A 12,751-nucleotide genomic window follows, 5' to 3' on the forward strand; every position below is an offset into this window, starting at 1 on the left:
ATTTTATTTAACTAGCATTTTGACATTTTAATAAATCATCAAGATTATTTAGGGCTTTTTCATCTTGGATTGTTAATAAAGTGACCCAGGCAGCAATGATCTGATGATAAGTTAAAATCCTTTTCAGCCATTGTTTTTGCTTTTCTTCTTGTGCGATTTTCTCACTTAAAGCCTGCTGCCTTTTATTTAATATATTCCAATTAATTATGGCATTAGCAAGCATAAAATTTTTATTATTTATAGCCCATTCATAAATAATTGTATTACGATTTTTTTTATAAGCCACTAAATCAGGATCGTTTTGTTTTTCTGAAAGATATTGCAAATAATACATATCAAATTGATAAGGTTTTATATATAAATTTTCCTTAATGATGGCTTGGTAAAATTCTTTTTCAAAAACTTGCTGTTTAGCATTTAGAGGTGAATTAAGTGTTTGATTAGCTATCTCCTGCCAACTTGGCATAATGACATGTAAAGTAAGGTTCATCATACCTTCCCATATAGCTGTCAATTTTTGCTCTTGTTGTTCTAATTTCTCTTCCATTGTTTTTATTTTTTCTTCTTGTTCATTTAAAGGCAAGGCAGCAAAATCTCGAGCTTCTGGCATTAATTGAATGATTTTATTTTCGGAAGTCTGAACCATATTAATAAATTGTAAAAGATCATGATTATTAATCGATAAAAACCCCCTTTTATAATTTAAATAAATAGATTGAATTGCTTGATTATTATAATTTTTAATACGTGATTTAAAATTTTTTGAGCTAAACAATTTGGCCCATTGTAACAAATAATAATCAGACGTAGCTAAAGGTATATCGACTGTCATATCTTCAATTACGGCATTTTGATGTGCAGCAAACATAGTTTTAGCAGGATCTCTAATTTTTCTGCCATCAATAACACTATGACCAGTGTACCATTCTGTAAATGATCGCTCATACCCTTGATAGGTAGCGCCATTCGCGTCTGCTGTACAGCCACTGGCATAATGATCATCAGTCGAAGCAGTAAAGCCGCAAATTCTAGGATTAGCCGTGGGATACCGACCTTGGGTTGTAACAGACAATTGGTGAAAGCCGCCTGAATAACACTGAGACATAGCAAAAATAATGTATTGGCTAGGTATTAGAGATAGAAGAGAGGCCAATTCATTTTTAGATAAGCAGACTGTATTAAAGTTATTTTGATTAATAAAATTATTAATGAATGGTTTTTGATAATGCCATAGATCAATACAATTGTTGCCATAGGGATTTATACTGTTACTCTCTTGAAATTCATGCGGCATACCATGATCACTAATGAAAAGAAGTAAATTATCCCTTGGGTTAATTTGTTGTATTTTAGATGATAAAAAAAAGGTATTAATATTAAGCTTGTTCGCTTGTTGATTATTAGCAATAATCCCTGTAAACATAACATCTTGCTTATCATCTTCTGCATTAATAAGCTTATGAACGTCAAAAGGCACAGGCTGGGAAGTAAGATTATTACCCCCTCCAAAATATATAGTAACTGTTTGCGGAGAAAAGCGAGTCAGTAAGTATTCGTAAAGTATTTTTGTTTGTAAGTATTGCGTGTAGTGATTTAAGCCTGGATTATCGCCGCCTGATAATACTAAAATCTGTTGATTTGCATAAAGAGGAGCAATACCGAGTAAAAACATCATTATAATACTCTTTCGCATTTATTTGCCCATATTTAGTTCATTTTAAATAAATAATAGCCTCTTTTAACCTTTATTACTAAGGTAAATTTGTTATAGCTGTTAGAAAATAGATTGATTAAAATTATAATAACAATATAACAAAAGTGTAGGTTATTCATAATTTGTTGGGCCGAGTGGCCCAACCTACGATAGCGATAAGTAGCCTGGGTGCAGGCCCATAGGGCCTGCACCCGGGTTTCACTGCCTTGCACCCAGGCTACGTGTTTTATTTTTAATTGGCTTAAAATTTAAGCATTCGATAAATAAAAAAGTGAACTATTTGCGTTTAAAAACAAAAAGCATAAGAGCCTAGCTTAACGCTCGCTTAAATCTAAGATTACCTTATATAAGCCATAAATAACGCGGGCAAGACGTGGATAGTCGATAGTGTTTGGTAAATTAGATGCACGATGATAATTAGGATTACGAAATAAAGCAGTTCCAGTGACCATGATTCCTGGATAACCGTTTTGCCAAAAAGCCCATTGATCCGACCAACCTATACCTGTTACGCTACTTGGTGCAGCTAGGCCTTCTGAAGGGAAAGCGCTATGTTTGCGAAATAAAGCAATGGTCCTTTGTAGTAAATTTCTTGAGGAAAAGTTAGCTACAAAACCGATAAAATCGGCAGTATCAGGATAAAAATAAGAAAATGGAAATGGGTAATTTTGAGAATGTTTTGCGGTCGAATAATATCCTATACTTTCTAAGGAAAGCATAGCCACAACTTGGATATTATTTTCCTTTAAGGAATTAGCATAATAAAAACTACCCATTTCATGTGTTTGAAAAAAAGGAGGCTCTTCATTAACAAAAGCTACAAACCGTACCGTTTTATTCGTTTGATGACCTTTTAATAATCGCGCAAGCTCAAGTAGTGCAGCTATACCTGAACCATTATCGTCCGCACCTGGTGAACCAAATACTGTATCATAATGAGCGCCAATAATAATGACCTCATCTGGTAGTGTTAATCCTCTATGCTCAGCAATAATATTCTTAACAGGCTTATTTTGTGATAAATATTCCTGGGAAACGACCTGATAACCTAAACTTTTAAACTCTTTTTCAATATAATCTGCAGCAGCAAACAAATTACTTTCATGCCATAAATTTCGCTCACCAATTTCTTGGGCAAGTACATGAATATGTTTTTTCGTTCGCTTAACAATTTCTTCTTCTAAAACTGTTAAGGGTAAAAAAGGGCCACGATAAGATTTTCCTGGCATAGCTAACATATAAACTATCCCTAGTAATAGAAGTAGACATATGATGATAATAAACCAAGGCCATCTATAATACCTTTTTAATGGCATTTACCTTACCTAAGATTTATTAGAGTTCTTACCTAAACCGCATCTTTTACTTTATTGCAGTTGTAAACATTTTTGCGGTGCTCCTACACTATGTAAATTTCGCTCCTTGATACGTTTACGCCTTACACTAAAGCAAAATTTGTAAGTTAGGTAGAACGCTATTCCTAAAAAGAAGCTTATCCAGTTAAGCGAGCTCGAATCCTCAACATCGCTTGTGTGTGTATTTGACATACTCGAGATTCGCTTACTTCAAGCACTTCGCCAATTTCTTTTAAATTCAAATCTTGTTCGTAGTACAAAGATAATACTAAACGCTCTTTTTCAGGCAAGCCTTTAATAATTTCTGTTAAATGCTGCTTTAAATCAGTTTGAATAACGTGCGTATGAGGTTCTGTAATACCATTATTATCTGATTTAAGCATATCATCGGTGACGCCCAAATCCTCAAAACCATATAATTGACTACCAGCGGCATCCCTTAACATATCATAATATTCATCTAGACTAATGTTTAATTCAGCAGCTACTTCATTATCTTTTGCTTCCCGACCTAAACGATTCTCTACTGTTTTAACGGCCATTGCGATAACCCTGGCATTACGGTAAACCGATCGTGGAACCCAATCATTACGGCGAACCTCATCTAACATATGCCCACGAATACGTATACCTGCATAAGTTTCAAAGGAAGCACCTTTAGTAATATCATAATGCCTTGCCGCTTCTAAAAGGCCCATCATGCCAGCCTGTATTAAATCATCTAATTGAATAGAATGTGGCAACTTAGCCTGAAGGTGATGAGCAATGCGTTTTACTAATAACGCATAAGCTTTAATAAAAGTTTCTTGCTTTATTTGAGTAGCCTTGCCGTATGCTGCTAACGCATCCACGACTGTCTCCTTATTATCTTTATTCTTTGTTTTTAAATACGCCCTAATCTACTTTAAGAAAGCTAAATAATAAAAATACTAATATTCTTTTGATACTAAACGTTCTAAGAAGAAACTGGTATTTCCTCCTAAAGCCTGTTTAAAGGGCCAACGCTCTATTGTAACAGCCATCTGACAAAACGCCTTAGACGCACTACAGTTAGGGTAAGCCATTAGCACAGCCTGTTGCTTTTTCACTGCATCATGCATCCGTTCATCAAATGGAATAGCGCCTAAGTAATCAAGCCTTACATCTAAAAATTGCTCAGCCACCTGATAGAGTCGGTTAAAAAGTTCGCGTCCTTCTCGTAAGTTACGAACCATATTAGATAATATTCTAAAATGTGCCCAATTAAATCGTTTATGCATCACCTTAATTAATGCATAAGCATCTGTTAAAGCTGTCGGTTCATCACATACAATAACAATAATTTCCTGGGAAGACCGAGCAAAGCTTAAAACGGTATCGGAAATACCAGCAGCGGTGTCAATTATCATGTAATCAAAATCATCCGTTAACTCACTAAAAGCATCAATAATGCCAGCATGCTGTACTGCCGTAAGCTGAGTCATGTACTCAGTACCAGATGCAGCAGGAATTACAGAGATACCGTCAGGACCAGTTAATATTATATCGGTTAGGCGACATGTGCCCTGTATTACATGTGATAAATTATATTTAGCTGAAAGCCCTAACATAATATCAATATTAGCTAGACTTAAATCAGCATCAAAAAGTAATATTTTCTTTTTCTTTTGTGCTAAAGCCACTGCTAAATTTACCGAAACACTGCTTTTGCCTACTCCTCCTTTACCAGCGGAGACAGCAATAACTTTTACAGGTTTAAAATTAGACATATGGCGAAAGCTTGCCTCATTTCTGACTTCCTGCTTTCTTGTCATATTATCTCCCTTAAACCCAGCAGCTTCTTAAAAAATTCTTTTTTATTTATAGAAAATTATGCACTATTCGTGCCAATAAGAATGCGCTATTTACGACCTTTTTCATAACATGCCTTGCCAAGATTATTAAGTCGCTTTGATTTGCTATAAATAGAGGTAATTCGAATACCCCAACCTGCTTCAGATTTTTCTAATTCGCCCTGGGCAATAATCTCGCCATTCACACATAACTCTAAAGGTTCATCAAAAAACTGGTCTAGCTCAATGATATTTCCAGCTTTAAGCTTAATAAAATCATAAAGATTAATTTGTGTGGTGCCATATAAGACATCTATCATTACAGGTACTTTTGCTATTTGCGTGAGTTCATCTTTAGTAGGTTTACTTTTACTAATAGAAAATGGAGAAGTGCTTTTTTGTTTACGTTTTGTCATAACTTAATCTATCAACTAATTTCAATGCACGCTTATCAATATACCTTTCAATTGTTGCTGTAAAGACAGGTGTTTTTGCAAGGTTGATAGTGACAGTAGGCGTCAATTCTAACGGCAAAAAATCACCAACTTGCAAATTTAAGTACTCTTCAAGGGTTATTGTTTTATAAATTAGAGGAACATTAATTATCAAATTAACTGCTAACAAATTTTTTTCTGATAAGGATTTTTTTTCTTCTTTTAATACAGAAGGTTTTGTTTTTTTTAAATTAATTAATTGATTGCTAGGTCTTGCAATACCCAGCAATGCATCAATTTCTTCTTGCGATAAAATACCTTTTCGAGCCATAACCATCCTTAAATCTAGCTATTAAATTAGCCAATTAGCTTATTCTAACGATTGTTCTTTGCATTTATCTTGTGCTTTAGCTTCACACTTTGGAATACATTCTATATCAGTCGATGTTAAACAGTTTGCATTTACACATTCATTTTTATTATTTTGAATACACATATCCATATTAAAATCTTGTGTATCTTCCACAACTGTGGGCTCATCATCAGCATAAGCAGCAACTGAAAACCAAATCATAAAAGAACAAATTATTTTCCATAAATGATTCATAGATGCACCTTTTTATCTTTGTTTTTAATTATAGATAATTTATTAGGTAAACGTTTTACTTTATTAGCTATAATTGTTTAATCTTCAGAAAATTAAGCACTTAAATATTTATAGCACTACCCACTATACTAGGAATGTAAATGCGCAGTAAAAAAATGATTTTTTCAAACTTTACCCAAGCAATATCAGCAAAATCAGAATGTTACCGGCCTGAGAGGGAAGCCCAATTGGCAGCGCTTTTTAAATACATTCAAAATAATGATAAAACCCTACTTGCGAGAGGAAAAGGTTTAAGCTACAGCGACTGTTGCCTTAATCAAAATGGTATTATTGTTGATACATCACGGTTTAACCATTTTTTAGCTTTTGATGAAGATGAGGAAACTATTATTTGCCAACCTGCAATCACTTTTGCAGATCTCCTTTCCGTGCACCCTAGCTATATACCGCCTGTTATTCCGGGCACTTTGCATGCTACCTTAGGTGGTGGTATTGCTAATGACGTGCATGGTAAAAATAATATTCATTTAGGAACTATAGGTCATCATATTCAATGGCTTGAGTTACAAATAGGCGAGCAAACGTTTTACTGTAGTAATAAAGAAAATCAACAACTCTTTCAGGCAACCATTGGAGGGCTAGGATTAACCGGCGTTATAAAAAAAGTAGCTATTAAGATGCGCAAAGCTAGCCGAACGATTAAAGTACAAATAAAAAAATATTATCAATGGGATAGTTTACTGACTCATATGGAAGACCAAGCTGAGAATAATGATTATATGGTTGCTTGGCTTGATTTTTTAAATAATAATCGCGCACTCCTTACTTTTGGCAATCATTATCAGGAAGAAATTACCCATAAAACACCTCTTATACTGACCATACCTTCATTGCCTTTACGTTTAATTACTCGATTAGGGATGAAGGCTTATAATCAATATTATTTTCATCAAGTGAAAGAAACATCCACACTTCAATCTATTAATCAATTTAATAACCCTTTAGATTCTATTCAACACTGGAACCGCTTATATGGCAAACAGGGGCTTTTACAATTTCAAGGATTATTTAGCCCTAGTATAGCGATAAAGTTGTTAGCAGAGTTACAAAAAATTATTAACCACCATCATGCTGTACCTACCTTAGCTGTATTAAAATATTTTAAGCGGCCTGCAAATGGCTTATTATCCTTTGTTGAGCCAGGATTTACCCTGGCTATTGACTTTATTAATAACAAACAAGCTAAGCATGCAATAGAAAAAATGAATCAATTAATAACTGAAGTGAAAGGAAAAATTTATTTAGCTAAAGATTTATTTCTTACTCTTGAGCAATTTGAATCACAATATCCTAATCACCAGTCCTTTTGTCATATCTTGGGGCAATACTCTCCCCAAATAAGCTCTAACTTGTCTCGTCGATTAGGACTTAGTTTATGAAGCCAATAACATGGGTTATTTTAGGTGCAACGTCAATTATTGCTGAAGAATTTGCCCGGCTTGCAGGCCAACATAATCATTCTTTGTTGCTAATAGGACGAGATAAACAACAGCTTGCCATCATTACAGCTGATATACAACTTCGTTATCATGTTTCCTGTTCTTCTATTACTTTCGATTTTACCAGCAGTACTGATGAGCTTATTAAAATTTTACAAAAGACAAAGGAGGAACTTGCTTTATTTATTGCTTATAGTGATATGACAGATAATCAGTCTCTTACCTCCTTAGGCATTAAGACACTTGTTGCGACTAATATTACCAGCACAGTACAACTCATCTACGCCTATTTACAGAAAGAACAATCTGAACATCGAGTCATCTTTTTAAGTTCAGTAGCAGCTTGTCGCGGTAGAGCAAAAAACAGCTTATACGGTGCGAGTAAAGCAGCTATTGAGGTTTTTTTACAAGGCCTACAACAAACCCCAAATAAAAATCGTCATATTACTATTGTTCGTCTTGGCTTTATTGATACAGCGCAAACATTTGGCATGCCAGGTATTTTTTATGCCTCACCCCCTAAAAAATGTGCCCTGGCCTGTTGGAATGCGTCTTATGCTAATAAACCTTTAATTTATCATCCACATTTTTGGCGTTATATTATGGCAATAATTACGCGAGTGCCTTATTTTATTTATCGAAAGCTTAAATTTTAATAAGTTACTTAAAGTTAAAAATAAAATAAGTAGCCTGGGTGCAACGAAGTGAAACCCGGGTTACGGCCCTATGGGCCTGCACCCAGGCTACTTAATCGCTATCGCAGGTTGCTTACTTTAAGAACAAACAAGCTTAAGTGCCTATTTAATAAATTAATTAAGCAATTTTTTATAAAATGTTTTTATTATTCTTAAATGTTCTTGCTCTTGTAGAAAGGCTTTTTGGAATTTTTTGGCAACATCTGCCTTATTACTGTCTTTAAGTAAATCAATTAATAATTCCCAAGCGGCATTATCAGTAAGTTCAAGTGTTAATAAAGCATTTAAGCAATGCGCTATATTAGTACGGGGATCTGTTAAAACTTGCATGGGTCCCTGAGCAATCACCCCAACTACGTCAGCGCTAGGCGTCATTACTGTTGGGTCAGCCCCCAGTTGCTTTAAAGTATCAATAAGCAAAAACATATGCTCTTCTTCTTCATCACGGATATGTTTTAATTCTTTCACTAATTTAGGTTGTTTAAAGGCTGTTGCTTTGGCAATAGCTGCTTCATAAAGCCTAACACCACCTCGCTCATAGGCTAGACGCTCACCTAATTTATCAATTAATAATTCCGGTTGATTTCCCAACAGCTTATCTACTCCAGTTTTAATTGCCCCTTTTGCGGACCCAGGTAGTGGAATAGTTCCTAAAACGTTATTTACTGAAGTCATGTTGGTACGTTCTTTAGTTAATGCAGTCTCATTGCCTTTTATATCAGCAGGATGCTTTTTTACATAGTCTAATAAGCGTTTTGTATCTAGGGGTGACATTTGTGTACCAGTATGATTCATACCCATATTGACTGTCTTAGCCATAATAACTCCTTAGATAGTTGGACGGTTTAACTCAGTTCCGGGTTGCCAATTATAGCCTGCAGATACAATTTCAGCAGGTACACCGTCCGCATTATAACGTTTACGATAAGTTAAAGAATCAGCATTTTCTTTATCGCGTTTAACGTAATTAACGCCATCTGTACGTAAATCCACTTCAGCTGCTAATACTTTACGGACAAAGTCTCGCTGACTCTTAAACTCAATCATTGCTGGAAGTTTGTCAGCTAAAATTTCAGCGGGATCTCGATTTTCATGCTGCTTAAATAAATCACAAGCAATTTTTAAATGGGTAATTTCATAATCCAAGAAGCGTTCCCATATTTTTTTAATACGACTATTGGTTTCCTGTTCAACACAAGAAATATAATTATAGATTTCAGCAGCTTCATGAAGAATCCATTTTTCTATGAATGATTCTCTGGTATCCATAAGGGAACCATACTGCGTTACGTGTTGTTCTTCCACTGAAGCTATTTCAGCATACAATTGGCGTGCGATAGGATCTGCGAATGTAGGCCCTATATTCATATAGTAATCATGGGTCTGATATTCAGCTGCTGTAATCATAGTGGCATGCAGCTTGGTTATTAATGCCGCATTATCTTTATCATAAGGCGAACGTAAGTCATTGATTGGCGCTCGATGATGGAAAGTTGTTGGACGACCTGGAACAATGTCTGTATAACCTTGGAGAATATTATTGGCATCCTTTCCTTCTAATCTATCTAACAAGGCAGAATAGCGATAAAGATGGTCAAAATCTTCTAATAAGCCAAAGCGATAAGTCTGAGCTTGATAGGGATCGGGTTCATTTTGAGCAACAGCTGCAGTTACTTCAATAGCAACTTGCTCATAAGCAATAGTTGTTTCAAGTGGTGAATGATCAGCAGAAAGAAGCCAATTAATCATGGTTGCTTGATGCTGCTCAACTCGACGTACTTCAGCAAGAGGTAATTGTAAGCTACGGTGAAAGCGTGCACCGAAATGCTTAAGCCGAAGTGCATCTAATTCTATGCCATTTAGCAAAATAATCCTAATGCGAGTAAAAGCATCATCATCAAGTTTACTAATTGGTATACCACCTAATTCTCGCCATGTAAAATACTGTTTATTAAGTGGCGAAGATTTCTCCTGCAACAAATCCATAAAATTTATATCCATATAACACTCCTTTTAAATTGGCGCTTCCGTAATTTTATTGCCTTAAATTAGTATAGACTGTTCACATATAAACTTCATCGATGTTAAGTCAATTTATAATTGAATGATTTATAACTATTTCTCCTTAAAGCAAAAATCGATAAAATCATTATTTTATTAGGCGTGGATAGATTTATGATTTCTGCTTTAAAAGGATTTAAATTAAACTTTGAGAAATTTCATTATTTAATTTTCACTGTCATTTTTTTATTACTTATTAGTCTCAATTTTGACGCCTTAGCAACAAATCAAAAGGATGTAACGGTAACGCTTTTTCAATGGCGCTTTGACTCAATCGCGAAAGAATGTAAAACAACCTTAGGCCCCCTAGGCTATGGTTATGTAGAGATTTCGCCGCCACAAGAACATATTCAGGGTCCACAATGGTGGACATCTTATCAGCCTGTTAGTTATCGATTAATGAGCCGCTTAGGCGATGAAGCTTCCTTTAAAGCAATGATTGATCAATGTCATGCGGCGGGTGTTAAAGTGATTGTAGATACAGTTATTAATCATATGTCTATGTTGGAAAAAGGTGTGGGTATAGGAGGTTCTGTTTTTAGTAAATATAACTATCCTGGTTATTATCAAGTACAAGATTTTCATAGCTGCCATGCTGAAATTAAAGATTATAGTAATCGCTACGACGTACAAAATTGTGAATTAGGTGGCCTTCCTGATTTAGACACAGGTAGCCCTTATGTTCAGACTAAAATTGCTGAGTATTTAAATAAGTTAATTAAATATGGCGTTGATGGCTTTCGCATCGATGCTGATAAACACATTTCAGCCCACGATTTACAACAAATTCAGTTAAAACTTGCTGATATTAATAAAATATGGGCACAAGAAGTCATTTATGGTGAAGGGGAAGCTATTCATCCTAATGAATATATTGATCTTGGTTTTGTTGATGAATTTCGCTATGGCCGCGATTTAAAAAGGATGTTTGAGCAAGAGCGGTTAAGTTATTTAAATAATTTTGGCGAAGCTTGGGGGTATTTACCTTATAATAAGGCACGCACTTTTATTGATAATTGGGATACAGAACGTAATGGATCGACTTTAAATTATAAAAGTGGTACTAATTATATTCTCGCTAATATTTTTATGTTAGCCCATCCGTATGGTTCGCCAAATATCTTTTCTGGTTACGAATTTTCAGATTTTAATAGTGGCCCTCCTAATGGGGGTATAGTCATTGATTGTTTTCAAGACGGTTGGACCTGTCTACATAGAAGACGACAGATCGCTAATATGGTCAACTTTCGTAATGTAATTGCTGATGCGCCTCTAACTAACTGGTGGTCAAATGGTTATCAAGCAATTGCTTTTGGCCGCGGTAAGAAAGGATATGTGGTTATTAATCATGATACAACAACCTTAGAGATGACTTTTCAAACATCATTACCTGCTGGTATTTATTGTGATATTTTACATGCAGAATATACGAAAGCGGGCACTTGCCAGGGTGCCCAAGTTAAAGTAGATAGTAATGGTCGTTTTACCGCTCATATTCAACCAAATGATGCCATAGCATTTCATATTGGTGCAGCAAATTTGTAATAAATTTAAGCCCTTTTATCGATGTAAAAAATTTGTAACTATTTACGGGGTATATAATCAAAGAATATGAAGTAGTCCTAGTCATTCCATCACTTTTCTGTCATCCCCGCGTAGGCGGGAATCTATCTCTTAATTAGCACTGAGGCTAATTTCACCATGGATTCCCACCTACGCGGGAAAGACAATTCAAATAAATAGGCTTCTAAGCAGAAAAATTTGTATATCCTAAGCAGTTACAAAATTTAATGTTATGCATAATATTTTATCCCCATTGCAGCCTATTCTAGCAGGCTGCAACTCAAACCAGGGTTCTTTTTAGACAGAGTAATTTAATTCCTTTTGAGTAACTAAATTTTCAATTATCTCCATTACTTTTTCTAGATCTTTACCAGGATCTATATAAGTGAAGTTTGGATGCTCAGACTTTTTAATTGTATTTAAAAAAGAAACAACCAAATCCTTTTCCTCTAACTTAAGTTTATTTACTGCATATTTAAGCGTATCGGAATGCTCAGTACATTTTGACGACATGGAAGGTGCAAATAAAATCTTTTCATTTTCTAACCACTCCTGCTCGTCACTTATAATTAATGATTGCTGCACAGGCAAAATAGCTTGCAGTTGTGATAAAATATAATTCAAATGAGAATAATTAGTATGTGAAACAAGTACAAATTGCACATCATCATGGCTATTTAAAAAATTTTTAAATTTCGTTACCCGCTCTAATGAGCTTTTATCAAGCTCACACATCGAGTTAAAAATTTTATTAAATTCAGTAAAAGATATATTTACATCAAAATATTGATTAAATTGATCACAAAACTGTTTGACTGTAATATTTCCCAGTCGTAAAGGGGCTAGATTATTAGCCATCCATTGCCACACATCCTCACCTAAAACTTCCTTATGTTGCGTTTTAAACCAGTTTTCAAAACCAAGCTTTAAAACATCAAGTTTTGAAGAAACAAATTGTCCTAAAGAAAAAACTCCAATAATCATAAAAATTGCCAATTATCTTTAAATGGAA

General features: G+C 34.7%; 13 protein-coding genes. 3 read left to right on the top strand and 10 right to left on the bottom strand.

The window, feature by feature from the left end:
* Nucleotides 1–7: 7 nt before the first annotated feature.
* The 7 genes from DYH30_RS10485 to DYH30_RS10515 form a co-directional block, all read right to left on the bottom strand.
* Nucleotides 8–1,675: a restriction endonuclease subunit S domain-containing protein gene (locus DYH30_RS10485; RefSeq protein WP_242604664.1), complete on the bottom strand. Its 1,668-nt coding sequence runs from the start codon at nt 1,673–1,675 to the stop codon at nt 8–10.
* 353 nt (nt 1,676–2,028) lie between these two features.
* The gene (locus DYH30_RS10490) at nt 2,029–2,952 is read right to left on the bottom strand and encodes a M28 family peptidase (RefSeq protein WP_115331613.1); all 924 of its coding nucleotides are present in this window, start codon (nt 2,950–2,952) and stop codon (nt 2,029–2,031) included.
* Between the two features lie 254 nt (nt 2,953–3,206).
* Nucleotides 3,207–3,920 (bottom strand): RNA polymerase sigma factor FliA, encoded by a 714-nt coding sequence (locus DYH30_RS10495; protein WP_115331614.1) that lies wholly within the window; start codon nt 3,918–3,920, stop codon nt 3,207–3,209.
* Nucleotides 3,921–3,998: 78 nt separating this feature from the next.
* Nucleotides 3,999–4,862, bottom strand: a complete 864-nt coding sequence (locus tag DYH30_RS10500; RefSeq protein ID WP_165482113.1) for a MinD/ParA family protein — start codon at nt 4,860–4,862, stop codon at nt 3,999–4,001.
* Nucleotides 4,863–4,948: 86 nt separating this feature from the next.
* The gene (locus DYH30_RS10505) at nt 4,949–5,296 is read right to left on the bottom strand and encodes a FliM/FliN family flagellar motor switch protein (RefSeq protein WP_115331615.1); all 348 of its coding nucleotides are present in this window, start codon (nt 5,294–5,296) and stop codon (nt 4,949–4,951) included.
* Entirely contained in the window at nt 5,283–5,645 is a 363-nt protein-coding gene (locus DYH30_RS10510; protein ID WP_160116196.1) for a FliM/FliN family flagellar motor switch protein, read from the bottom strand. The genes DYH30_RS10505 and DYH30_RS10510 overlap by 14 nt, the downstream gene beginning before the upstream one ends.
* A gap of 39 nt (nt 5,646–5,684) precedes the next feature.
* The gene (locus DYH30_RS10515) at nt 5,685–5,921 is read right to left on the bottom strand and encodes a hypothetical protein (protein ID WP_115331617.1); all 237 of its coding nucleotides are present in this window, start codon (nt 5,919–5,921) and stop codon (nt 5,685–5,687) included.
* Nucleotides 5,922–6,061: 140 nt separating this feature from the next.
* Between DYH30_RS10515 and DYH30_RS10520 the strand changes: the two genes are divergently transcribed.
* Together DYH30_RS10520 and DYH30_RS10525 are read left to right on the top strand one after the other, a co-directional pair.
* Complete coding sequence (locus tag DYH30_RS10520; protein ID WP_115331618.1) at nt 6,062–7,360, top strand: FAD-binding oxidoreductase; 1,299 nt, start codon at nt 6,062–6,064, stop codon at nt 7,358–7,360.
* Complete coding sequence (locus DYH30_RS10525; RefSeq protein WP_115331619.1) at nt 7,357–8,076, top strand: SDR family NAD(P)-dependent oxidoreductase; 720 nt, start codon at nt 7,357–7,359, stop codon at nt 8,074–8,076. Before DYH30_RS10520 ends, DYH30_RS10525 begins: the two co-directional genes overlap by 4 nt.
* A 153-nt stretch (nt 8,077–8,229) precedes the next feature.
* Here DYH30_RS10525 and DYH30_RS10530 read toward each other — a convergent pair whose 3' ends face one another.
* On the bottom strand, nt 8,230–8,934 hold the full coding sequence (locus DYH30_RS10530) for a ferritin-like domain-containing protein (RefSeq protein ID WP_115331620.1): 705 nt from the start codon (nt 8,932–8,934) through the stop codon (nt 8,230–8,232).
* Nucleotides 8,935–8,943: 9 nt separating this feature from the next.
* Nucleotides 8,944–10,116: a hypothetical protein gene (locus tag DYH30_RS10535; protein ID WP_207385763.1), complete on the bottom strand. Its 1,173-nt coding sequence runs from the start codon at nt 10,114–10,116 to the stop codon at nt 8,944–8,946.
* Between the two features lie 174 nt (nt 10,117–10,290).
* Between DYH30_RS10535 and DYH30_RS10540 the strand changes: the two genes are divergently transcribed.
* Nucleotides 10,291–11,721, top strand: coding sequence for an alpha-amylase (locus DYH30_RS10540; protein WP_115331621.1), 1,431 nt, complete (start codon nt 10,291–10,293; stop codon nt 11,719–11,721).
* A 315-nt stretch (nt 11,722–12,036) separates the two neighbouring features.
* On the opposite strand, the gene DYH30_RS10545 is transcribed toward DYH30_RS10540, so the two are convergent.
* The gene (locus DYH30_RS10545; RefSeq protein ID WP_115331622.1) at nt 12,037–12,723 is read right to left on the bottom strand and encodes a hypothetical protein; all 687 of its coding nucleotides are present in this window, start codon (nt 12,721–12,723) and stop codon (nt 12,037–12,039) included.
* Nucleotides 12,724–12,751: the final 28 nt, after the last annotated feature.

The organism is Legionella busanensis (assembly GCF_900461525.1).
Lineage (GTDB): Bacteria > Pseudomonadota > Gammaproteobacteria > Legionellales > Legionellaceae > Legionella_C > Legionella_C busanensis.